Source organism: Streptomyces caeruleatus, assembly GCF_001514235.1.
GTDB lineage: Bacteria > Actinomycetota > Actinomycetes > Streptomycetales > Streptomycetaceae > Streptomyces > Streptomyces caeruleatus.
Genome location: NZ_KQ948942.1, coordinates 107526 through 131085, shown reverse-complemented (window position 1 = coordinate 131085; position 23560 = coordinate 107526). Strand labels below are relative to the sequence as shown.

Below are 23560 nucleotides of genomic sequence, written 5' to 3'. Positions count from 1 at the left end.
GACCCACAAGGAACCCTCTGTGCGCAAGCTCGTGTACTACATCGCCGCCACCCTCGACGGTTTCATCGCCGGGCCCGACGGCGCCGACCCCACAGGACCTGACGGCTTCTGGCCGATCCCCGGCGACTATCTGCGGCACCTGGCCGCGGAGTACCCCGAGACCCTGCCCGCCCCGGCCAGGAAGGCCCTGTCCATCACCGCGGAGGGCACGCACTTCGACACCATCCTCGAAGGGCGCAAATCGTACGAGATAGGCCTCGAAGCCGGTATCACGGACGCCTACCCGCATCTGAGGCACCTGGTGTTCTCCACCACCTTGGCCAAGAGCCCCGACCCGGCCGTGGAACTGGTCACGGGCGACCCGGTGGCGAGGGTGCGGGAGTTGAAGCAGGAGGACGGCAAGGACATCTGGCTGGTCGGCGGGGGCGGACTGGCGGGCGCCCTGTACACCGAGATCGACCAGCTGATCGTCAAACTGGGCCCCTTGACCATCGGCATCGGAATCCCGCTCTTCGGTCGCACAGCCGCATTCGATCCGCGTACCTGGAATCTGACGGACCATGTCGTCCTGGAGAGCGGGACAGCGTTCCTCACCTACACCCGCGACTGAGGGCGAGAGCCTCTACTCCCCGCCCGCCGACTACTCCCCGCCCGCCGACTACTCCCTGCCCGCCGACGCGAACCGCATGTCCGCGTACCTGTCGCCTGCCACCTGTGCCGCGATCGGGTCCAGGAGGGCCAACTCCTCCTCGGTCAGGACGATTCGCGTCGCCCCGGCGTTCTCCTCCACTCGGGTCGCCTTGCGGGTGCCCGGGATGGGGATGACGGGGAGGCCGTGCAGGGCTGCCTGTTGCTGGACCCAGGCCAGGGCGATCTGGCCCGGGGTGGAGCCGTGGGCCTCGGCGACGGTGCGGATCGGGGTGAGGAGCGCGGCGTTGGTCGTGGCGTTCTCGCCGGTGAAGCGGGGCTGTTGGCGGCGGAAGTCGTCGGTCGTCAGGTCCTCGGCCTTGGCGAAGGAGCCCGTGAGGAAGCCCCGGCCCAGCGGGGAGTACGGGACGAGGGCGACGCCCAGTTCGCGGGCCGTCGGCACCACGTTCGCCTCGATGTCGCGGCTGAACAGGGACCACTCCGACTGCACGGCCGCGATGGGGTGGACGCCCTGCGCGGCACGCAGTTCCGCACCCGTCACCTCGCTCAGGCCCAGGTGCTTGACCTTGCCCTCGCGGACCAGGTCGGCCATCACGGCGACCGTCTCCTCGATGGGTATGTTCACATCCCGGCGGTGCATGTAGTAGAGGTCGATCACGTCGACGTCCAGACGGCGCAGGCTCGCCTCGACGGCCTGGCGGATGTACGGCTCGTCGTTGCGGATGACGCGGCGGGTCGGGTCGTCCGGCGGGATCGCCAGAGCGAACTTCGTGGCGATGACGACCTCGTCCCGGTGCGCCTTGAAGAACGGCGACAGGAACCTCTCGTTCTCCCCCGCCCCGTACGCGTCCGCCGTGTCGTACAGCGTGACGCCCAGTTCCAGCGCGCGTTCCAAGGTCGCCCTGGACTCGTCCGCGTCGGCGGGACCGTACCCGAAGCTCATGCCCATGCAGCCGAGGCCCTGGACGCCGACCTCGGGGCCCGTCGCGCCGAGTCGTGCCGTCGCGATCCTGCTGTCCGTCATCCGGCCTTCTCCACCTTCTCCGTGCTGTTCTGCTCGTACGTCTTGTCCTGCTCGTACAGACGCCCCGCGTCCGCGTAGAAACTGATCTTCCGGTCGAGTACGGCCAGCGTGTCCTGGAGCTCGGCGATCCGGGCGAGGACGTCGCGGCGGGTCGTCTCCAGCAGCTCGAAGCGCTCGCCGAACGTGTGGTCGCCCTCGCGCACCAGCTCGGCGTACCGGACCATGTCGGCGACCGGCATGCCGGTGAGGCGCAGCTTGCCGACGAGGTCGAGCCAGTCCAGGTCGCGGTTGCTGTAGCGGCGCTGGCCGGTGTGCGAGCGGTCGACGTGCGGCATGAGGCCGATCCGCTCGTACCAGCGCAGGGTGTGGGCCGTCAGACCGGTGAAGGCGACGACCTCGCTGATCGTGTAGCTGTCCTGGCCCTGCGGCCGCCGGTGCGGATGCGGCGGAGCCGCACAGCTGTCGGTCCTGGTACTCGTGGTCTCCATCACCGTCATGCGCTCAACGCTATGGCCTTGGAGTGCGCTCCAAGCAAGCGGAAACGGTAAGAAAAGCACGGGACATGGCGTGATCGTCGACGCCTTGCGGAACACGGACCCTCGATGCGGCCGTACCGGTAGGCCGCTTAGGCTCGTGGGCATGTCCTTGCAGAGCCTCGCGTTGATCGAAGACTGGCCGGTTCCCACCGCCGCGGCGGGTGTCGTACGGGCGGACGGGACCGTCCTCGGGACCCACGGCCCCGTCGGGCACCGTTTCCCGCTCGCCTCGGTCACCAAGCCGCTGGCCGCCTACGCGGTGCTCGTCGCGTACGAGGAGGGGGCGGTCGAGCTCGACGAACCCGCCGGGCCGGAGGGGGCGACCGTACGGCATCTGCTCGCGCACACCTCGGGGCTGGCCTTCGACGAGCACCGGGTGATGGCGCCGCCCGGGGCGCGACGGTTGTACTCCAACGCCGGGTTCGAGCAGCTCGGGGACCATGTCGCGAAGGCGACGGACATTCCGTTCGCGGAGTATCTGCGGCAGGCGGTCCTGGAGCCGCTGGGGATGACGGCCACCTCCCTGGAGGGCTCCCCGGCGAAGGACGGGGTGTCGACCGTCGAGGATCTGCTGCGGTTCGCGGCGGAGGTGCAGGCGCCCAGGCTGCTGGACCCGCGGACGGTCGCCGAGGCGATGACCGTGCAGTACCCGGGGACGAAGGGCGTGCTGCCGGGGTACGGGCACCAGAACCCCAACGACTGGGGGCTCGGCTTCGAGATCCGGGACGGCAAGTCGCCGCACTGGACGGGCGCCTCGTCCTCGCCGCGCACCTTCGGGCACTTCGGGCAGTCGGGGACGTTCCTGTGGATCGACCCGGACGCCGGCGCGGCCTGTGTCGCGCTGACGGACCGGGCGTTCGGACCGTGGGCGGTCGAGGTGTGGCCGGGGTTCACGGACGCGGTGCGCGCCCAGCTGTAGTCCCGGCCGTGCCGAGGGCCTCGCCCGCTCCCTCGGTGTCGATGTGCGGGAGGATCCTGTCCAGCCACCGGGGCGTCCACCAGGCGTGTCTGCCCAGCAGCGTCATCACGGCGGGCACCATCAGCAGCCGGACCACCGTGGCGTCGATGAGCACACTGACGGCGAGTCCCAGGCCCAGCATCTTGACGACGATGTTGTCGCTGATGATGAAGGCCGCGAACACGCTCACCATGATCAGCGCCGCGCAGGTGATCACCCGCGCGGTGATCTCCAGGGCATGGGCGACCGAGTCCTTGGCGTCCCCGGTACGCAGCCACGCCTCGTGCACCCGGCTGAGCAGGAAGATCTCGTAGTCCATGCTGAGCCCGAAGATGATGGCGAACATCATCATCGGCACATAGCTCTCGATGGGCACCTTGCCGTGCACCCCCAGCGCGGGCCCGCCCCAGCCCCACTGGAAGACCGCCACGACGACGCCGTACGAGGCCGCGATCGACAGGACGTTCAGGACGGCCGCCTTCACGGCGACCAGCAGGCCGCGGAAGACAGCCAGGACGATCAGGAAGGCGAGGCCCACCACGACGGCGATGATCAGCGGCAGCCGCTGCGCGACGATGTCGCGGAAGTCGACCTGGGCGGCCGTGGTCCCGGTGACGTAGCCCTTGGCGTCGGTGCCGGCGGCCGCGTCGGGGAGGGTGTGGTCGTAGAGCCGGTTGGTGAGGTCGGTGGTGTCCTTGTTCTGCGGGGACACCGACGAGTAGACCGTGCCGACCAGGACGTCGCCGTCCTGCGTCGGCTGCAGCGGGCTGACGAAGGAGGTCCCGGACGCGTCGTTCAGGGCCTGCTGGGTCTTCGAGGCCAGGTCGGAGCGTTGCGAGTCCGGTACGTTCGTCTGGTCCACGACGACGGTGAGCGGCCCGTTGGAGCCCGCGCCGAAGGCGTCCGTCATCAGGTCGAAGGCCCGGCGGTCGGTGAAGGACGTGGGGTCGGCGCCGTCGCCGATGTGGCCGAGCTGGATCGAGAACACGGGGATGGCCAGCACCGCGACGGTGACGATGCCGGCGGACAGGTACCGCCACGGATGGTGCTCCACGCGCTTGGCGTACCGGTGCCAGGTGCCCTGGGACGTGTCGCCCCCGGCCGCTGCCTCGGTCTCGGCGATGGGCTTGCGCACATGCCAGCGGTCGACGTTGCGGCCGATCAGCCCCAGCAGGGCCGGGACCAGGGTCAGCGCGCCGAGGACGGCCGAGACGACCGTGACGGCCGCGGCGACGCCGAGCAGGCCGATGAAGTCCACGCCGGACACCCACAGGCCCATCAGGGCGACGATCACCGTCGTACCGGAGACCAGGACCGCGCGTCCGCTGGTGGCGGCGGCGTGCCCGGCGGCGCGCACCGGGTCGGCGCCGTCCATCAGGTTCTGCCGGTGCCGGGTCAGCAGGAAGAGGGCGTAGTCGATGCCGACGCCGAGGCCGATCATCGTGGCCAGCGTGGGCGAGACGGTGGCGAAGGTGAACGCGATGGCGAGCAGCCCGAGGCAGGCCAGTCCGCCGACCACGCCGATCAGGGCCGTGACCAGTGGCAGTCCGGCCGCGAGCACACTGCCGAAGCCGATCAGCAGGACGACGATGGCGACGCCGAACCCGATCGCCTCGCTGATCCGGTCGTTGCCGGCGGGCCGCTCCAGCTCGCCGAGCGATCCGCCGTACTCGACGTCGACGCCGGCCTGTCTGAGCGGCTCCACGGCGCTGTCGACGCCGTTCAGATAGCTGTCGCCCAGCAGGGAGGGCTGCTCGTTGAAGCGGATGGTGATGTAGCCGGTCTTCCCGTCCGATGACAGCGGCCCGACCTTCGAGGAGGTGGCCTCCAGCGGGTTCTGCACGCTCAGCACGTGCGGCAGCTTCTGGAGGTCGGCGACGGTGGTCGACATCTGCGAGCCGACCGAGGTCAGGGACTTGTCCGCGTCGTGCATCACGATCTGGCTGCTGTAGCCGCCGGCCTGCGGATCGTGCGCCTTGAGGACGTCCAGGCCCTTCTCGGACTGTACGTCGGACAGGGCGAAATTGTCCGAGTACTCGCCGCCGTGGATGTGGTTGAGGGCCTGGAGCACGCCGAGCGCCACGACCCAGGCGACGATGACGATCACGAAGTGGTGGGCACACCACTCACCGAGCCGTCGCAGGCCCCCCTTTTTCGGGGCGTCGCCCCGTCCCCCCTCGCTCGTGCGTCTCGCCATGGGCTCGGCTCTTCTCTGCCGGGCGGGTTGTCAGACACCTCCATTTGACGTCGCTCCGACCACTTAGGCATCTCGAGCCCCACCACTACCCGGGCTACCCGGGCTACCCGGAGTGCAAGGACTGCCCGGACTGCCCGGACTGCCCGGACTACCCGGCCATCTCCCAGATCAGCAGCTCCGCCGCGCCCATCCCCACCGCCTCAATCCCCTCGGCGCCGGTGATGCGTGCCGCGTCCCCGGCGCCCAGTTCCTCGCCGCCCAGGCGCACCGCACCCCCCACGACATGCACGTACAGGTACGCCCCGTCCGGGACCGCCGTCCGCTCCCCCGCCGCCAGCCGCCGCACATGGAGCATCGTGCCCGCCTCCGGGACGGCGTACGGCGTCGAGTCCGCGATGCCGTGGACGATCTCGTACGCCGGGTCGCCGCCCGGGGTCAGCGGGGCGAGCCAGGTCTGGACGAAGGTCAGGGGTACCTCGGCGTCGTTGCGCTCCACGTGCCGTACGCCGCCGGCCGAGCTGAGCCGCTGCACGTCGCCGGGCCCGACCCGCGTCTCGTGTCCCGTGGAGTCCCGGTGCGTCAGTTCGCCCTCCACCACCCACGTCACGATCTCGGTGTGGCTGTGCGGATGTTCGTCGAAACCGGCGCCGGGTTCGAGGCGCTCCTCGTTGCAGGCGATCATCGCGCCGAAGCGGAGGTTGTCGGGGTCGTAGTGCGGTCCGAAGGAGAAGGCGTGGCGCGACGAGATGCCTGCTGCCGGATCCCCTCCGGGGTAGCGCTCCGCGGCGCGCCGTACGTCCATCACGGCCCCACGGTATCCCTGCCGGGCCGGACAGCCGGGCCTCGACGCCACGCCCTCCGGTGCGTTTCCTCGCCCCCGCCGCCCCTACCCGTCCCATCCCTTGAAGGGGCTCCGCCCCTTCGACCCCACTGGGGCTGCCGCCCCAGACCCCGCCATCGGCCCTTCGGGCCTCGTCCTCAAACGCCGGACGGGCTGAAAGTGCGCCTCGTCCTCAAACGCCGGACGGGCTGGGGGTGCCCGGGCGGGCGGAGTCCCCTCGGGTTCCCACCCACCCGCGCTGTCTGCCGGACACCGGCCGCGAAGAGAGCCGCAGGCGACATGTGGCGCCCCGAAGGCGAACGAAGCAAGAGATTCAGCACCCCACCCCCGAAAGCACAACACAGCCCACCGAGCCACGAACCCCCACCACAACCCCCTCCGACACGCACCCCCGTCCCGATAAGGCAGTCTTGTCCCCGTGCCCGAACCCGTAGCCCGTAAGTCCGAACCCGCCGCGCACGACGTCCACCCGCACTCCGCGACCTTGAAGCGGCTCGAGAAGTCCTCCGGTTCTCTCGCCGCGCAGGCCATCGCGCGGATGGACGAGACGCTGCCGTGGTACCGGGCCATGCCCCCGGAGAACCGTTCCTGGATCGGTCTGGTCGCCCAGGCCGGTATCGCCGCCTTCACCGAGTGGTTCCGGCATCCCGACGCGCCCCAGGCGATCTCCACCGATGTCTTCGGGACCGCGCCGCGCGAGCTGACCCGCGCCATCACGCTCCGTCAGACCGTGGAGATGGTGCGCACCACCATCGAGGTGATGGAGTCGGCCATCGACGAGGTCGCCGCTCCCGGTGACGAGAGCGTGCTGCGGGAGGCGCTGCTCGTCTACGCCCGTGAGATCGCGTTCGCCACCGCCCAGGTCTATGCCCAGGCCGCGGAGGCACGCGGTGCCTGGGACGCCCGTCTGGAGTCGCTCGTGGTCAACGCCGTGCTCAGCGGCGAGGCCGACGAGGGCGCGGTCAGCCGTGCCGCCGCGCTCGGGTGGAACTCCCCCGAGCACGTCTGTGTCCTTCTGGGTACGGCGCCCGACGGGGACAGCGAGCTGACCGTCGAGGCCATCCGGCGGGCCGCCCGGCACGCCAAGCTCCAGGTGCTGACCGGGGTGCTCGGGGACCGGCTCGTCGTCATCGCGGGCGGCAGTGACAATCCCATCGCCGTCGCCAAGTCGCTGATCGGGCCGTATGCCGCCGGGCCGGTCGTGGCGGGGCCCGTGGTACCCGATCTGCTGGCCGCGACCCGGTCCGCGCAGGCCGCCGCCGCCGGGCTGAAGGCGTGTTCGGCCTGGCAGGACGCGCCGCGGCCGGTGCTGGCGGACGATCTGCTGCCGGAGCGCGCCATCGCCGGGGATCCCAGTGCGCGCGAGCAGTTGGTGGAGGAGATCTACAGACCGCTGGAGGAGGCCGGATCGGCTCTGCTGGAGACGCTCTCGGTCTATCTGGAGCAGGCGAGCAGCCTGGAGGGGGCCGCACGGATGCTCTTCGTGCATCCCAACACCGTGCGCTACCGGCTTCGACGTGTGACTGACGTCACCGGCTGGTCGCCTTCCGATGTACGCTCCGCGTTCACTCTGCGGATCGCGCTGATCCTGGGGCGTCTGGTCGACGGCGATCTTCAGCTCTAGGGTTTTGTCGGGGGTCCACAAAACCCCCTCGTGTTCTTCGTCCTTGTCCCCACGGGCGGCCGTGCCCGTCCCCAAGAGAGAGTGTGAGAGTGCTCGTACTCGTCGCTCCCGGCCAGGGCGCCCAGACGCCCGGCTTCCTGACTCCCTGGCTCGAACTCCCCGGTGCCGCGGACCGCGTCGCCGCGTGGTCCGACGCCATCGGACTGGACCTCGTCCACTACGGCACGCAGGCCGACGCCGACGCCATCCGGGACACCTCCGTGGCGCAGCCGCTGCTGGTCGCGGCCGGCATCCTGTCCGCCGCGGCACTGGGTGACATTGTGCCCGGGGCCGTGGCCGGCCACAGCGTCGGTGAGATCACCGCGGCCGCCTTCGCGGGCGTCCTCGACGACACCGCCGCGCTGACCCTCGTACGCAAGCGGGGTCTGGCCATGGCCGAGGCCGCCGCGATCACCGAGACCGGTATGTCGGCGCTGCTCGGCGGCGACCCGGACACCTCGCTCGCGCACCTGGAGAAGCTGGGTCTGACCCCGGCGAACATCAACGGCGCCGGTCAGATCGTGGCCGCCGGCACCATGGAGCAGCTCGCCGCGCTGAACGAGGACAAGCCCGAGGGGGTGCGCAAGGTCGTCCCGCTGAAGGTCGCGGGCGCGTTCCACACGCACCACATGGGCCCCGCGGTCGAGAAGCTGGCCGAGGCCGCCAAGGAGCTCGTGCCCGGCGACCCGCGGGTCACCTACGTCTCCAACAAGGACGGTCGGACGGTCGTCGCCGGCTCCGAGGTGCTGGAGCGTCTCGTCGGGCAGGTCGCCAACCCGGTCCGCTGGGACCTGTGCATGGAAACCTTCAAGGAGCTCGGTGTCACGGCCCTGATCGAGGTGTGCCCGGGTGGCACGCTGACCGGTCTGGCCAAGCGCGCGCTGCCGGGTGTGACGACCCTGGCGCTGAAGACCCCCGACGACCTGGACGCTGCTCGCGAGCTCATCGCAGAGCACGCCTGACAAGGAGCCCGAGCATGGCGAAGCTGAAGCCCAGCAAGGGCGCCCCGTACGCGCGCATCCTCGGCGTCGGCGGGTACCGCCCGACCCGGGTGGTGCCCAACGAGGTGATCCTGGAGAAGATCGACTCGTCCGACGAGTGGATCCGCTCGCGCTCCGGCATCGAGACGCGGCACTGGGCGAACGACGAGGAGACCGTCGCCGCGATGTCGGTCGAGGCGTCCGGCAAGGCCATCGCCGACGCCGGGATCTCCGCCGAGCAGATCGGCGGCGTGATCGTCTCGACCGTCTCGAACTTCCGGCAGACCCCGGCCGTCGCGACCGAGATCGCCGACAAGCTCGGCACGAACAAGGCCGCCGCCTTCGACATCTCGGCCGGCTGCGCGGGCTTCGGCTACGGCCTGACCCTCGCCAAGGGCATGATCGTCGAGGGCAGCGCCGAGTACGTCCTGGTCATCGGTGTGGAGCGGCTGTCCGACCTCACCGACCTGGAGGACCGGGCGACGGCGTTCCTGTTCGGTGACGGCGCCGGCGCGGTCGTGGTCGGCCCCTCCGAGGAGCCGCACATCGGTCCGACGGTGTGGGGTTCCGAGGGCGACAAGTCCGAGACGATCAAGCAGACGGTGCGGTGGACCGACTTCCGCATCGGCGATGTCTCCAAGCTCCCGCTCGACAGCGAGGGAAACGTCAAGTTCCCCGCGATCACGCAGGAGGGCCAGACGGTGTTCCGCTGGGCCGTGTTCGAGATGGCGAAGGTCGCCCAGCAGGCGCTGGACGCGGCCGGAATCACCCCGGACGACCTGGACGTCTTCATTCCGCACCAGGCCAACGAGCGGATCATCGACTCGATGGTGAAGACACTGAAGCTGCCGGAGCACGTCACGGTCGCCCGCGACGTGCGCACCACCGGCAACACCTCGGCCGCCTCGATCCCGCTCGCGATGGAGCGGCTCCTGGCGACCGGCGAGGCGAAGAGCGGCGACACCGCGCTAGTCATCGGATTCGGGGCGGGTCTCGTATACGCCGCGACGGTCGTTACTCTCCCCTAGGCACTCCGTGCCGGATCTTGTGAGCCGGCACGGGAACCGCACCACCCGTCGCTGCCGCGGCGGGAGCGAACACTCGCTGAACAACCTGAACAACAAAGAAGGAGCGCCAAGATGGCCGCCACTCAGGAAGAGATCGTCGCCGGTCTCGCCGACATCGTGAACGAGATCGCCGGCATCCCGGTTGAGGACGTCCAGCTGGACAAGTCCTTCACCGACGACCTGGACGTCGACTCGCTGTCCATGGTCGAGGTCGTCGTCGCCGCCGAAGAGCGCTTCGACGTGAAGATCCCGGACGAGGACGTCAAGAACCTCAAGACCGTGGGCGACGCGACCGACTACATCCTCAAGCACCAGGGCTGATCCTCCGATCACGCTTCTGGGCTGACTGCCCCGCCACCCGGCGGTGGCGCCGCTGAATCCCCATTCCTTGGAGAAAGAATTCCCGTGAGCCCGACCAATCGCACCGTGGTCGTCACCGGTATCGGCGCAACCACACCGCTGGGTGGCGACGCAGCCTCTACCTGGGAGGGCCTGATCGCCGGCAAGTCCGGCGTCAAGCCCCTGGAGCAGGATTGGGCCGCCGACCAGGCGGTCCGTATCGCCGCGCCGGTCGCCGTGGAGCCGACCGAGGTCATCCCGCGGCCGCAGGCCCGCCGACTGGACCGCTCGGCGCAGTTCGCGCTGATCGCCGCGCAGGAGGCGTGGAAGGACGCCGGGTTCGAGGCCAAGGCCGGCGAGGACCCGAACGTCGACCCCGACCGCCTCGGCGCAGTCGTCGCCTCCGGCATCGGCGGCGTGACGACGCTGCTCGACCAGTACGACGTGCTCAAGGAGAAGGGCGTCCGCCGCGTCTCCCCGCACACCGTCCCCATGCTGATGCCGAACGGCCCCTCCGCGAACGTAGGCCTGCTCGTGGGCGCCCGTGCGGGCGTGCACACGCCGGTCTCCGCCTGCGCGTCGGGCGCCGAGGCCATCGGCTACGCCATCGAGATGATCCGCACCGGCCGCGCCGACGTCGTCATCGCGGGTGGCACGGAGGCGGCGATCCACCCGCTGCCCATCGCCGCGTTCGGCAACATGATGGCGATGTCCAAGAACAACGACGACCCGCAGGGCGCGTCGCGTCCCTACGACGTCGCCCGCGACGGCTTCGTCCTCGGTGAGGGCGCCGGCGTGATCGTCCTGGAGTCCGCCGAGCACGCCGCCAAGCGCGGGGCGCGGGTGTACGCCGAGGCGGTCGGGCAGGGCATCTCCGCCGACGCGCACGACATCGTGCAGCCCGAGCCCGAGGGCCGCGGTATCTCGCAGGCCCTGCAGAACCTGCTGGACCGCAACGACCTGGACCCGGCGGAGATCGTGCACGTCAACGCGCACGCGACGTCGACGCCTGCCGGTGACATCGCCGAGCTGAAGGCGCTGCGGAAGGTGTTCGGTGACGACGCCGACCACATGGCGGTGTCCGCGACGAAGTCGATGACCGGGCATCTGCTGGGTGGTGCCGGTGGTGTGGAGACCGTGGCGACGGTGCTCGCGCTGTACCACCGGGTGGCTCCGCCGACCATCAATGTCGAGAACCTCGACCCGGAGGCCGAGGCGAATGCCGACGTCATCCGTGGGGAGGCTCGGAAGCTGCCTGTCGAGGGGCGGATCGCCGCGCTGAACGACTCGTTCGGGTTCGGCGGGCACAATGTGGTGCTGGCGTTCCGGTCTGTCTGAGATCGGCGTTGGTTGAGAATGGCCCGGACTCTGGGAAGAGTTCGGGCCATCGCCGTTGGTGGTGATTGTTGTCGGCCGACTGCGGGCCATCGTGGGCTGGTCGCGCCCACGCGGCGGAGCCGCAAATCGATACAGCCCCGCGCCCCTGAAAGCCCCTGCCCAGGTCTCTTCAGACGACCTGGTGGAGCCAGCGGACCGGCGCGCCCTCGCCCGCGTACCTGAAGGGCTCCAGCTCGTCGTCCCAGGGCTTGCCCAGCAGTTTGGCGATCTCGGCCTCAAGTTCGGTCTCGCCGCGCTGTGAACGGGCCAGGGCCGCCCTCAGTCGGTCCTCGGGGATGAGGATGTCGCCGTGGATGCCGGTGACGGCGTGGAAGATGCCCAGGTCGGGGGTGCAGCTGTAGCGCTCGCCCTCGGCGGTGGGGCAGGGCTCGGCGGTGACCTCGAAGCGCAGGAGGTGCCAACCGCGCAGGGCGGAGGCCAGCTTGGAGGCGGTACCGGCCTCGGCCTGCCAGGAGAACTCCGAGCGCCAGGTGCCGGGCGCGGCGGGCTGCCGGATCCAGTCGAGGTTGACGCGCGTGCCGAGCACCCCGGCGATGGCCCACTCGACATGCGGGCACAGCGCGCGCGGCGCGGAGTGCACGTACAGAACTCCACGTGTCGTCACCGGGACCTCCGGGCAGAGCGGACATCTTGCGAACTGGCGGACGATAGTGGCCGGACGGCCACGTTGATGGCGAGGCTACCGTGCGGCGGCGCAAGGAGTGTGACGTACCGTCGGTCCCGGTGGCGCGAAACGCCCGCCATTCACCCGGCAGGACGCTTGTACGGGTGTGAGCCGTTGCATGAGCCGGATGGGAACCCTCGTGCGTTGTCATGGGTTGGAGACCAATGACGGGGCCGAGCGAGGGGATGGACCACCGATGCCGAAGCGACGGCACCTTTCGCGCGCGGTGTTCGCCGCCGTGACCGCGACCGTGCTGGGAGTCGCCGGCTGTGACGCCGTCGGCGGCGACTCCCCGGCGCCGTCCGGCACCGGGGCGGGAAGCGCGCGCCCGTCGCCGAAGCCGACGCCGGCGTGGGACCGCAGTCCGGCGTCGATCGCGGCTGTCGGCGACTCCATCACGACCGGTTTCGACGCCTGTACGGTCCTGTCGGACTGCCCCGAGGTGTCGTGGGCGACCGGCAGCAGTCCGCAGGTCGACAGTCTCGCCGTACGGCTGCTGGGGAAGGCGGACGCGGCGAAGCGCAGCTGGAACTACGCGGTGACCGGGGCGCGGATGGCGGACGTGCCGGGGCAGATGGCACGGGCGGTGGCGCACCGGCCGGAGCTGGTGGCGGTGATGGCGGGGGCGAACGACGCCTGCCGGGACACGACGGACGCGATGACGTCGGTGGCCGAGTTCCGCTCGCAGTTCGAGGACGCGATGGGCACGTTGCGGGAGGCGCTGCCGAAGACGCAGGTGTATGTGGCGAGCGTGCCGAACCTGAAGCGGCTGTGGGAGCAGGGCCGGACCAGTCCGGTGGGCCGGCAGGTGTGGAAGCTGGGCATCTGCCCGTCGATGCTGGGCGACGCCGAGTCGCTGACCGCGGCGGCGAACCAGCGGCGCGAGACGGTGCAGGGGCGGGTGGAGGCGTACAACAAGGTGTTGGAGGAGGTCTGTGCGAAGGACCGCCACTGCCGGTTCGACGACGGCGCGGTGTACGACTTCCGGTTCGGTGCCACTCAGCTGAGCCAGTGGGACTGGTTCCATCCGAGTGTGAACGGTCAGGCACGGCTGGCCGAGATCGCCTACCGGAGGATCACGAACTAGTGTTCCGCTCATGAGCGAACACTTCGGCACACTTTCCGACGGTACGCAGATCCATCGCTGGACGCTGGAGCGCGCTGGCGTCCGGGTTCGGGTGCTGTCGTACGGCGGGATCGTGCAGTCGCTGGAGGTACCGGACCGGCACGGGCACCCGGCGAACGTGGTGCTGGGCTTCTCCGACCTGGACGGGTACCTCACCCACCCCGGGCCCTATCTCGGCGCTCTCATCGGGCGGTACGCCAACCGGATCGCGGGCGGCCGGTTCCCGCTGGACGGTCTGACGTACGCGCTCCACCCGAACAATCCGCCCAACTCCCTGCACGGTGGCGAGCGCGGCTTCGACAAGCGCGTGTGGGAGGTGACGCCGGTCGAGCACGGTGTGCGGCTCGGCCGGGTCAGTCCGCACGGCGAGGAGGGCTTCCCGGGGCGGCTCGACGTCTCGGCGACCTACACGCTGGACGAGAACGGGGCGCTGCGGATCGCGTACGAGGCGGTGACGGACGCGCCGACCGTGGTGAACCTGACCAACCACAGCTACTTCAATCTGGCCGGGGCGCAGGCGGGGAGCGCGGACGGGCACGAACTGCGGCTGGCCGCCTCCCGGTTCACTCCGGTGGACGCGGACCTCATCCCGACCGGCGCGCCGGCGGAGGTCGCGGGCACGCGGTTCGACTTCCGTGAGGCGCGGAAGGTCGGTGCGGGGTACGACCACAACTTCGTGCTCGACAAGGGGGTGACGGGGAGTGCGCGGGAGGTCGCCGAGCTGTACGACCCGTCGACGGGGCGGGCGCTGACGGTGGCGACCACCGAGCCGGGACTCCAGCTGTACACGGCCGACCATCTGACCGAGCCGTTCTCGCCGGGCGACGGCATCGCGCTGGAGACCCAGCACTTCCCGGACTCCCCGAACCGGCCGGAGTTCCCGTCCACGGTGCTGCGGCCGGGCGAGGTGTTCCGTTCGGAGACGGTGTACGGCTTCTCGGCCCGCTGAGCCCGCTGAGCCGCTGAGCCGGAGACAGACCAAAGCCCCGGCCCGGGCGTCAGGACCCGGGCCGGGGCTGTTCCTGGGGTACTTCTCCCGACTCAGACGTTAATCGCCGCCGTCACCCGGCGGTCGGTGATCGAGCGACTCACCTGGATCTCGTACGAACCCTTCACAAAGGTCCACGAATTGGTCGTCTCGTCCCACGTCTCGAAAGCGCGGCGCGGCATCTCGATCACCGCTTCGACGGTCTCCCCCGGCCCCGCCTCCACCCCGGCGAACCCGGCCAGCCACCGCGCCGGACGGCCGGCGTCGGGCTCGCCCGGCGCCAGGTACACCTGCACGACCTCGTGCCCCGCACGCTCACCGGAGTTGCGGACGCGGACCGTGACCGTGGTCCCCTCGACCTTGGCGGACTCGTACGTCCACTCGGTGTAGCCGAGGCCGTGCCCGAAGGGGTACGACGGGGCGCGGCCCTCCTTCTCCCAGGCGCGGTAGCCGATGAAGACGTCCTCGGTGTACGGGAGTTCACCGTCCGTGGGGACGACCTGGGTGACGGGTGCGTCGGCCAGGGAGCCCCAGGTGGTGGGCAGCCGGCCGCCGGGCTCGTGCGCCCCGGTGAGGACGTCGGCCAGGGCGGCGCCGCCCTCCTGGCCGGGGAACCAGCTGAGCAGCACGGCCGCGACCTCCTCCCGCCAGGGCAGCTCCACCGGGGAGCCGGAGTTGACGACCACGACGGTGTGCGGGTTGACGGCGGCGACGGCGCGGACCAGGTCGTCCTGGCGGCCGGGCAGGGTCAGGTCGGTGCGGTCGAAGCCCTCGGACTCCACGCGGTCGGTGGTGGCGACCACGACGACGGCCGTGTCCGCGTGCCGGGCGGCCTCGACGGCCTCGGCGATCAGCTCGTCGGCGTCGCGCTGGGGCTCCTGGTGGGAGAGCGTGAAGGCGACGACCTTCATGGGGATGTCCTCGGCGAACTCGACGACGTAGGTGAGGGAGACCTCGACCGGTTCGCCGGCGGTGAGCTCGGGGCGGGCGTGGGGGACGGGGGCGCCGAAGAAGGTGATGAAGGGGTCGTCCTTGGCGGGGCGCTGGTCGTCGTCGAAGTACGTGGTCCCGTCGACGGTGAGCTTGAAGGCGCCGATGCCCTTGATGCCGAAGGTGTGCGCGCCGGTCTCGCGCGGGGTGAAGGTGCCGGTGAGTTCGACGGTGTGCAGCGACTCGTGGGTCACGCCGTCGGGGAGGTCGTCGCCCATCCACTGGATCTGGCCGCCCGGGACGGAGCCGGTGCCGATGACGTTCCCGTCGGCGTCCCGGCACACGGCGCGCAGCTCGAAGCCCTTGTCGGCGACGCCGAGTTCGGTGTTCGGGTCGGCGCCGACGGCGTACGTCAGGGCGCCGTCGGGGAGGGCGGCGGTGAGGCCGTCGAGCGGGGAGACGATCCGGTCGGGGAAGACGGTGGCGGAGCCGCCGCCGAGGACGCGGGCGTCGCGGGCGGCGGCGCCGACGAGGGCGACCGTGCCGTTCGGCCGGAGCGGGAGGGCGCCCTGGTTGCGGACCAGGACGAAGGAGCGGCGGGCGATCTCGCGGGCCAGGCCGGCGCCGTCGACGGGCCCGGGGTGCTCGGTGACGGCCGGCTCGGCGCCGTCGAGGATGCCGACGCGGGCGGCGAGCCGCAGCACGTTGCGCACGGCGTCGTCGACCTTGGCCTCGGCGACCTGTCCGTTCCGTACCGCCTGGGCGAGGGCCTCGCCGTAGACGGTCTGCGGGCCGGGCATGGCGGCGTCGAGGCCGCCCTCGATGGCGGCGACGGTCGACCGGGCGGCCATCCAGTCGGAGACGTTGTAGCCGTCGAAGCCCCATTCGCCGCGCAGGACCTCGTTCACCAGGTGGTGGTGCTCGGTCATGGTCGTGCCGTTGACCGTGTTGTAGGCGGTCATGATGCCCCAGGGGCGGGCGTTGTCGACGATGATCTCGAAGGGCGCCAGGTACAGCTCGCGCAGGGCGCGTGCGCTCACCTTGTTGTTCACGGTGAAGCGCTCGGTCTCGGCGTCGTTGGCGACGAAGTGCTTGACGGTGGTGCCGACGCCGCCGGACTGGACGCCGTTCACATAGCCGGCGCCGATCGTGCCCGTCAGGTACGGGTCCTCGCTGTAGGCCTCGAAGTGCCGGCCGCCGAGCGGGGAGCGGTGGAGGTTGACGGTCGGGGCGAGCAGCACGTGGACGCCCTTGCGGCGGGCCTCCTGGGCGAGCAGTACCCCGGCCCTGCGGGCGAGTTCCGGGTCCCAGGTGGCGGCGAGGGCGGTGGGCGAGGGCAGGGCGACGGACGGGTCGTCGGCGGTCCAGCGCACACCCCGGACGCCGATCGGGCCGTCGGACATCACGAGGGACTTCAGGCCGATCCCGGGAAGCGCGGGCAGGGTCCAGGTGTCCTGCCCGGCGAGCAGCCGCGCCTTCGCGTCGAGGTCGAGCCCGGCGAGGGCTGCCTCGACGACCGCCTCACGCGCTTCGTCGGCCTGGGTGCGGGTTCCCGCCATCGTGGTGCCTCCTCGTTGAGTCCGTAGACCTTTGAATCCCACGCCATGGCGTGGTCTACTCCCGTCTCGGGATACTTCCGGCGTCCTGCACGACACACGCTCCGCCTCACCCCCCACCGTGACGGAAGGACCGTAACTCCCTTGAATTCCATACGTGTTCGGATCGGCGTCCTCGGACTCGCCCTGCTGGCCGGCCTCTCGGCTCCGACGGCCGGGACCGCTGTCGCCGCCGGGACGGCGGTCGCGCCGACCGTCGAGGAACAGCGCCTCGACAAGGCGGCCCCGCAGGAGATCCTGCGCCGCTCCGGATTCGACGTCCCGGCCGAGCAGTTCGCCGACGACCTCGCCGCCGCGCGCTCCTACGCCGAGGCCCGGCGTCTCGTCGTACGCGAAGGGTCGGCGCTGTGGCGGAGGGCCGTGGAGCGGGCGCAAGGGCGGGGGCCGGACGGGGGTGATCTGAGCCGGGACGACGACCGGCCGCTGTACTGGGCGCGGTTGTCGATGACGCGGGAGGTGCGGAGCTGGGAGCCCGGGTTCGGGCTGAGTGACGGTCAGCGGGCCGCGTTGCTGGACGCGTTGGAGCGGGGGTCCCGTGGGCAGATGGACATCCGCTATCCGCGGGGCGAGGGCGTCCGGCGCGTCCTGGTCACCGGGTTCGACCCGTTCACCCTCGACCATGACATCCGTATCTCCAATCCGTCCGGGGCGAGCGCGCTCGCGCTCGACGGGACGGTGATCCGGACGGCGCGGGGGCCGGCGCGGGTGGAGACCGCCGTGTTTCCGGTGCGCTGGTCGGACTTCGCCGCGGGGACGGTGGAGCGGACGTTGCGGCCGTATCTGGGGCAGGTCGATCTGTTCACGACCGTGAGTCAGGGGCGGGTCGGGCGGTTCGATGTCGAGCGGACCAACGGGGCCTGGCGGGGTGGGTTCGGGGACAACGAGAACGTGGGGCGGACCGGGACGATCCCTGTGACCGATCCGGCCTCGCAGCCGCAGTGGACGACCACGACGCTGCCGTATCGGGCGGTTGTGGCCGCGGACACCGGGCGGTTCCCCGTGTACGACAACACGAGTGTCACCGAGATTCCGGCGGGGGGTACGCAGGTCGTGGTGCGGCCGGACGGGCCGTCGGCCGGGTCCGCCGCGCGGGCCGGGGGCGGTGGGGACTACCTGTCCAACGAAATCGCCTACCGGGCGACGCTGCTGCGGGACCGGCTCGGGCTGCACGACACCCTGCCGGGTGGGCATGTGCATACGCCGGTGCTTCAGTTCGGGGCGGGTAACTCCGATCCGGCTACGGGGGCTGTGACGGATCCGGAGTTCGTGCGGAATCGGCTGGACATCGTGGCGCAGGTGCGGGCGGTTGTGGGGGTGGCGGTGGGGGCCTCGTAGGGGCCGGGCGGTTTTTCGCCCCCGCCGCCCCTACCCGTCCCCTCCCTTGAAGGGGCTCCGCCCCTTCGACCCCACTGGGGCTGCCGCCCCAGACCCCGCCATCGGCCCTTCGGGCCTCGTCCTCAAACGCCGGACGGGCTGGAGGTGCGCCTCGTCCTCAAACGCCGGACGGGCTGAAAGTGCCGGGGCCGGCGTCGGGAAGTGAACCCTTGTCCCGGTCCTCCTCGGTCTCCTCCCCCATCAGCTCCCGTGCCATCAGCGTCGCCCCCGCGACCGCCCCCGGCATCAGGAAGACCGCGACGAACGGCACCAGGAAGGCGGCGGCGAGGGGGGTGCCGAAGCCCCAGACGAGGGTTTTGCGGGAGCGGAGGAGGGTGAGGCGGGTGCGGAGTTCGACGCGGCGGCGTTGGAGGGCGACCGCGGTGAGTTCCTCGGTGAGGAAGAAGCCGGTGACGAAGACGCCGATCACGGGGACGGCCGTCTGGCCGATGACCGGGATGAAGCCGAGGGCGAAGAGCAGGACGCCCCAGAGGGCGGCGCGCAGGACGATGCGGAGGCTGTCGCGGCCCGAGATCCACAGCTCGCGCCAGAGCGGCAGGCCGGACTCGGGAGCGGTGCCGTCGGGGGAGACGTCGCGGTCGACCTTCTCGGAGAGGTTCTCGTAGAAGGGCTGGCCGACGAGGAGCGTGACCGCGGTGAAGGTGATCACGGAGAGGAGCAGGCCCAGGGCGAAGAGGACGGCGGTGAGGAAGCCGCGGAAGAGGCCCTGCCAGGGGCTCGACCAGTCGTCGGCGAACGGGGTCGACCAGGAGACGAAGTCCTCGCCCCAGAGCGCGAGCGCGACCAGGGCGGCCGCGTAGAGCAGCAGGGTGATCAGGCCCGGGATCAGCCCGAAGCCGTACTGCTTGCCGTGCCGGGCCACCCATCGCTGGCCCTTGAGGAGATATCTGAACCCGGTCCCAAGATCGCGCATGGACCGAACTCTAGTCGGGCCGTGTCACGCGTCAGTCACGGTCGCTTCGACGCCCGGTCACCACGGCCCCGGGGCGGGGAGATGCGCCATCCGGGGCATCCGTGACACCAACTCCCTCTTGTTGCGGTTGAGTCGAACAGGTACACCTCGCCGTACCGATCTCAGGAAGTTCCCGGAGGAGGTACGCGTGCGCAACACGAGAGGCGTTCCTGCGAGACCCGTTCCACTCATCGCCCTCGCCGTCACCACGGCGGGCTCCCTGCTCCTCGGCCCGGACGCCGGCGCGGCGGAACCCCGGCCCCCGGTCCACCGGGAAGCGGCGCTCGACCAGCAGGTGGCCCGGGCGCCCCTGGGCGCGGCCCAGCGGGCCCTCAGCGGTGCCGGGGCCGGGGCCGCCGCGGAGGCCGTCCTCGGTGACGACGGGCGCGGCTATCCCCGGCAGCAGGTCCTGCGCGCCGATCCCGTGAACCCGGGCGACAAGTCGATCAAGCTGGGGCTCACCCCGTATCACGGCCTCGCGCCGAAGTTGAACGCCCTCCAGGCTCTCGGCGACCGGGTGAGCGTCGAGGTCGCGGGTCGGTCGGCGGGCGGGCACCGGCTCTATCTCGTCACCGTCACCGCTCCCGAGACGGCCCGTCAGGCCCGCTCGCAGGCGCGGATGCGCGAGCTCATCGAGAAGACGCCCGCTCTGGCCGCCAAGTCGCCCGGAATCAAGCGCAGTTACAAGGCTCCGGTGTTCGTCAACAACAACATCCACGGCGACGAGTGGGAGGGCACCGACGCCTCTCTCAAGCTCATCCAGCGGCTGGCCACCGCCCAGGACGCCAGGACGCGCGACCTGCTCGCGCACAGCCGCCTGTACTTCAACATCACCGCCAACCCGGACGGCCGTATCGCCGGAACCCGCGCGAACGCGAACGGGTTCGACATGAACCGGGACTTCGTCACCGCCTCGCAGCCCGAGGTGCGGGCGATGCGGCAGATCATGGTGGGCAAGCAGCCCACCGTCATGCTCGACCTGCACGGCTACGTCAACGGCACCCTCATCGAGCCCACCACTCCCCCGCACGGCGAGAACTACGAGTACGACCTGTTTTTGAAGAACTCCTACGCCAACGCCCTCGGCATGGAGGCCGCCGTCAACGGGCTGGGGTACACGCCGCGGAAGGACGGCGTCGAGCCCGCGCAGATCCCGTTCCGCGACCTGGACGAGGGCTGGGACGACTGGCCGCCGATCTTCACCCCGCAGTACGCGGCCTTCCACGGCACGGTCGCCGCGCACACCGTGGAGATCCCGATGGAGGTGAACGGCTCCCTCTACGACACCCTGCCGGTCACCGAGCTGCGCCGCAGGTCCGCGATCAACGTCGACGTCGCCGGGGCCGCCCTGCGCGCCACCCTCGACTTCGTCCGGACGAGGCGCGCCTCGCTGGTGGCCGACCAGATCGAGGTCTTCCGTCGGGGCGCCGCGGGCGCCGCGCAGGTCCCGGTGTCGCCGGCGACCGTCCCGGGCGTCCCCGGCATCGGCCCCGAGGACGTCTACACGACCACCTTCCCCCGGGCGTACGTCATCCCGGCGCCGGGCACGACGGCCGCCGCCCGCCTCGTCGACCACCTCCTCGCCAACGACGTGCGCGTCAGCCGCGCCACCCACTCCTTCCGGCTCGGCGGCCGGACGTACGCCAAGGGCTCGTACGTCGTCGACATGCACCAGCCCAAGCGGGGGCTCGCGAACGTGCTCCTGGCGGACGGGCGGGACATCAGCGACAAGGTGTCGGCGATGTACGACATCTCCGGCTGGAGCCTCGGCCGGCTGTGGGGCGCGACGGTGCGGACCCTGCCGCGGATGCCGTACGGCGGTGTCCTGCGCCCGGTCCGTGCGGCGGCCTCGGTCGCGTACGTCGCCCCGCGCGGCGACCTGCGGCTGCGGCTCGACGACCCGAACGAGGTCGCCGCGCTCAACTCCCTGCTCCGCGACGGCGTGCGGGCGCGCCGGGCCGCCGACGGCAGCGCGATCGTGCCGGGCTCGGCACGGCGACAGGCCGGGGAGGCCGCCCGCCGGTACGACGTCGCCTTCCACGCGACGAAGCTCACCGGTACGGCACCGCTGCACCGCACCCGGGTCGCCGCCGCCGTCACCGCGGGTGAGCTGTTCGCGCTGCGGGAGATGAACTTCGAGGTCACGCCGGTTTCGACGGACGTGCTGAACGAAGGGTTCGACTGGTCGTCGGTGGACGTGCTGTTCGTGTCGGTGGGCTTGGACTACGGCGACCTGGGCGCCGAAGCCCGCACCGACCTCGACGCCTTCCTCGCCGGACACGGCCTCGTCGGCCGGGGCGTCACCGGCGCCGAGCTGAACACCGCGGCCGGACTGCTGCCGGTGAAGCCGGTCGAGGGGAACGGGGAGGCCAACGGTGTGGTTCGGGTGCGGAACTCGGGCAGCCTTCTGATGTCCGGCGCTCCGGACCACGGGTTCGTGTACGCACCCGTGTGGTTCACCGACCTGGGTCCGGAGGTGGAGGTCGAGCAGGCGTACGGCACCGGGAACCCGCTCGTCTCCGGGCACTGGCGGCCGTCGCAGGACGGTTCCGGCGGGCCGTCGGACGCGGCGGGGCGGGCGTCGGTGGTCAGCGGGCCGGGCGCCGTCCTGTTCGGCACCGAGCCCCTCTTCCGGGATCATCCGAAGGGGGAATTCGCCCAGGTCGGACGGGCGTTGTTCAGCATGGCGCAGGCCAGTGGCACCAGATGAGGAGAGCGGATGACGCAAGGGATCCACGGCACCGTGGCGGACGGCTTCGAGGCGGTGCGCGAGGAGTTCGCCACGTTCGTGGCGGGTGAACGGCCCGACTACGAAGGCCAGTTGTGCGCGTACGTGCACGGCCGGAAGGTCGTCGACCTGTGGGCCGGTGACGGCTGCGAGGCCGACTCGCTGTACGGCGTGTTCTCCTCCACCAAGGGCGCCGCCCATCTCGTGGTCGCGCTCCTGATCCAGGACGGCACGCTGGAACCGGACCGCAAGGTGACGTACTACTGGCCGGAGTTCGGTGCCGAGGGCAAGGCCGCGGTGACCCTGCGCGAGCTGCTCTCCCACCGGGCCGGGCTGGTCGGGCTCGACGCCGGGTTCACCCGGGACGAGCTGGCCGACGACCGCGCCATCGCCGAACGCCTCGCCGACCAGCGGCCGTTCTGGCGCCCCGGCACGGCCTTCGGTTATCACGCGCTCGTCATCGGCGCGCTGACGGGTGAGGTCGTACGGCGGGCTACCGGCCGGACGCTTCAGGAGGTGTACGAGGAGCGGGTGCGGGCGCCTTACGGCCTGGACTTCCACCTCGGGCTGCCCGAGGAGCTGGAGCCGCGCTTCCGCTCCGTGCAGCCGATGGCGCCGACGCCGGAGCAGCAGGCGGTGCTGGACTCGGTGCCGCAGGGGCCGCACACCCTGTCGTCGATCGCGTTCAACACGCATGTGCCGGAGCCGGGTGAGCTGGTGGACTACGCCAACTCCCGTGCGGTGCGCGCGAGCGGGCCGGCGTCGGCGGGCGGGGTCGCGTCCGCGCGCGGGCTCGCCGGGATGTACGCGGCGGCGATCAGTGAGTTGGACGAGCGGCCGCCGCTGCTGAAGCCGGACACGGTGGCGGAGGTGGGGCAGATCCATTCGACCGGGTACGACCTGGTGGCGCGGGCGCACAAGTCGTACGGGCTGGGTTTTCAGGCGACGGCGGACACGTGGTATCCGTTCCTGGGGGCCGGGGCCTTCGGGCACAGTGGGGCTGGGGGGTCGCAGGCGTTTGCGGATCCCCGCGCTGGGCTGGCTTATGGGTATACCCGGCGCCGGTGTGCGTTTCCTGGTGGGGCCGCCCCGGAGAACGGGCGGTTTGTGAGGGTGGTCCATGGCGCGGCACTCGCGTGACGCCGACTGCGCCTAGGAGCTCGGGGGGGGTTCGGTCGTGTCGCGGGTGCGGCTCTGTGGGGGCTGGTCGCGCCCACGCGGCGGAGCCGCAAATCGATGCAGTCCCGCGCCCCTAGGGGGTTGCGCCCGCCGCCGATGAGGCCGCACCCCGCGTCCAAGGGGGGACCCGTGGGAGCCGGTCGTGTCGCGGGTGCGGCTCTGTGGGGGCTGGTCGCGCAGTTCCCCGCGCCCCTGGGGGGTTGCGCCCGCCGCCGATGAGGCCGCACCCCGCGTCCAAAGGGGGACCCGTGGGAGCCGGTCGTGTCGCGGGTGCGGCTCTGTGGGGGCTGGTCGCGCAGTTCCCCGCGCCCCTGGGGGGTTGCGCCCGCCG

Annotated in this window: 19 protein-coding genes; 12 read left to right on the top strand and 7 right to left on the bottom strand. The window is 71.1% G+C overall.

All coding sequences use genetic code 11. The features are described from left to right. Positions 1–19 precede the first annotated feature (19 nt). Positions 20–610, top strand: coding sequence for a dihydrofolate reductase family protein (locus AQJ67_RS39395; RefSeq protein ID WP_062724303.1), 591 nt, complete (start codon positions 20–22; stop codon positions 608–610). A 48-nt stretch (positions 611–658) separates the two neighbouring features. Here AQJ67_RS39395 and AQJ67_RS39390 read toward each other — a convergent pair whose 3' ends face one another. Both AQJ67_RS39390 and AQJ67_RS39385 read right to left on the bottom strand, forming a co-directional pair. Beyond that, positions 659–1672: an aldo/keto reductase gene (locus AQJ67_RS39390; protein WP_062724302.1), complete on the bottom strand. Its 1014-nt coding sequence runs from the start codon at positions 1670–1672 to the stop codon at positions 659–661. After that, a complete protein-coding gene (locus tag AQJ67_RS39385; RefSeq protein WP_062724301.1) occupies positions 1669–2169 on the bottom strand; it encodes a MerR family transcriptional regulator in 501 nt (166 codons plus the stop codon). The genes AQJ67_RS39390 and AQJ67_RS39385 overlap by 4 nt, the downstream gene beginning before the upstream one ends. Before the next feature lie 142 nt (positions 2170–2311). On the opposite strand from AQJ67_RS39385, the gene AQJ67_RS39380 reads away from it, so the two are divergent. Continuing rightward, positions 2312–3127: a serine hydrolase domain-containing protein gene (locus AQJ67_RS39380; RefSeq protein WP_062724300.1), complete on the top strand. Its 816-nt coding sequence runs from the start codon at positions 2312–2314 to the stop codon at positions 3125–3127. Here AQJ67_RS39380 and AQJ67_RS39375 read toward each other — a convergent pair. Both AQJ67_RS39375 and AQJ67_RS39370 read right to left on the bottom strand, forming a co-directional pair. Continuing rightward, on the bottom strand, positions 3099–5363 hold the full coding sequence (locus tag AQJ67_RS39375) for an MMPL family transporter (protein ID WP_062724299.1): 2265 nt from the start codon (positions 5361–5363) through the stop codon (positions 3099–3101). The genes AQJ67_RS39380 and AQJ67_RS39375 overlap by 29 nt on opposite strands. Positions 5364–5511: 148 nt before the next feature. Beyond that, positions 5512–6165 carry a pirin family protein gene (locus tag AQJ67_RS39370; RefSeq protein WP_062724298.1) on the bottom strand — a complete coding sequence of 218 codons (654 nt, stop codon included), beginning with the start codon at positions 6163–6165 and terminating at the stop codon, positions 5512–5514. Between the two features lie 457 nt (positions 6166–6622). Here AQJ67_RS39370 and AQJ67_RS39365 point away from each other — a divergent pair, with 457 nt between their 5' ends. From AQJ67_RS39365 to fabF, 5 genes are all read left to right on the top strand, one after another. After that, on the top strand, positions 6623–7828 hold the full coding sequence (locus AQJ67_RS39365) for a PucR family transcriptional regulator (RefSeq protein ID WP_062724297.1): 1206 nt from the start codon (positions 6623–6625) through the stop codon (positions 7826–7828). An 89-nt stretch (positions 7829–7917) separates the two neighbouring features. Beyond that, entirely contained in the window at positions 7918–8829 is a 912-nt protein-coding gene (locus tag AQJ67_RS39360; RefSeq protein WP_062724296.1) for an ACP S-malonyltransferase, read from the top strand. Positions 8830–8843: 14 nt separating this feature from the next. Further along, positions 8844–9875 carry a ketoacyl-ACP synthase III gene (locus AQJ67_RS39355; protein ID WP_062724295.1) on the top strand — a complete coding sequence of 344 codons (1032 nt, stop codon included), beginning with the start codon at positions 8844–8846 and terminating at the stop codon, positions 9873–9875. Positions 9876–9986: 111 nt separating this feature from the next. Continuing rightward, positions 9987–10235, top strand: a complete 249-nt coding sequence (locus AQJ67_RS39350) for an acyl carrier protein (protein WP_004001566.1) — start codon at positions 9987–9989, stop codon at positions 10233–10235. 84 nt (positions 10236–10319) lie between these two features. Continuing rightward, on the top strand, positions 10320–11591 hold the full coding sequence (fabF, locus tag AQJ67_RS39345; RefSeq protein WP_062724294.1) for a beta-ketoacyl-ACP synthase II: 1272 nt from the start codon (positions 10320–10322) through the stop codon (positions 11589–11591). A gap of 169 nt (positions 11592–11760) precedes the next feature. Here fabF and AQJ67_RS39340 read toward each other — a convergent pair whose 3' ends face one another. Then, on the bottom strand, positions 11761–12255 hold the full coding sequence (locus AQJ67_RS39340) for a DUF3145 domain-containing protein (RefSeq protein ID WP_062724293.1): 495 nt from the start codon (positions 12253–12255) through the stop codon (positions 11761–11763). A gap of 256 nt (positions 12256–12511) precedes the next feature. Here AQJ67_RS39340 and AQJ67_RS39335 point away from each other — a divergent pair, with 256 nt between their 5' ends. Then, positions 12512–13402, top strand: coding sequence for an SGNH/GDSL hydrolase family protein (locus tag AQJ67_RS39335; RefSeq protein ID WP_062724292.1), 891 nt, complete (start codon positions 12512–12514; stop codon positions 13400–13402). A 10-nt stretch (positions 13403–13412) separates the two neighbouring features. Then, positions 13413–14390, top strand: a complete 978-nt coding sequence (locus tag AQJ67_RS39330) for an aldose epimerase family protein (RefSeq protein ID WP_062724291.1) — start codon at positions 13413–13415, stop codon at positions 14388–14390. A gap of 92 nt (positions 14391–14482) precedes the next feature. Here the strand turns inward: AQJ67_RS39330 and AQJ67_RS39325 are convergent, their stop codons facing one another. Beyond that, positions 14483–16918: a glycoside hydrolase family 3 protein gene (locus AQJ67_RS39325; protein WP_062724290.1), complete on the bottom strand. Its 2436-nt coding sequence runs from the start codon at positions 16916–16918 to the stop codon at positions 14483–14485. Between the two features lie 141 nt (positions 16919–17059). On the opposite strand from AQJ67_RS39325, the gene AQJ67_RS39320 reads away from it, so the two are divergent. Further along, complete coding sequence (locus AQJ67_RS39320) at positions 17060–18310, top strand: pyroglutamyl-peptidase I (RefSeq protein WP_062724289.1); 1251 nt, start codon at positions 17060–17062, stop codon at positions 18308–18310. 157 nt (positions 18311–18467) lie between these two features. Here the strand turns inward: AQJ67_RS39320 and AQJ67_RS39315 are convergent, their stop codons facing one another. Beyond that, on the bottom strand, positions 18468–19283 hold the full coding sequence (locus AQJ67_RS39315) for an EI24 domain-containing protein (RefSeq protein ID WP_062724288.1): 816 nt from the start codon (positions 19281–19283) through the stop codon (positions 18468–18470). Positions 19284–19470: 187 nt separating this feature from the next. On the opposite strand from AQJ67_RS39315, the gene AQJ67_RS39310 reads away from it, so the two are divergent. Both AQJ67_RS39310 and AQJ67_RS39305 read left to right on the top strand, forming a co-directional pair. Beyond that, the gene (locus tag AQJ67_RS39310) at positions 19471–22032 is read left to right on the top strand and encodes a M14 family zinc carboxypeptidase (RefSeq protein WP_062724287.1); all 2562 of its coding nucleotides are present in this window, start codon (positions 19471–19473) and stop codon (positions 22030–22032) included. 9 nt (positions 22033–22041) lie between these two features. After that, entirely contained in the window at positions 22042–23190 is a 1149-nt protein-coding gene (locus AQJ67_RS39305) for a serine hydrolase domain-containing protein (protein WP_062724286.1), read from the top strand. Positions 23191–23560 lie beyond the last annotated feature (370 nt).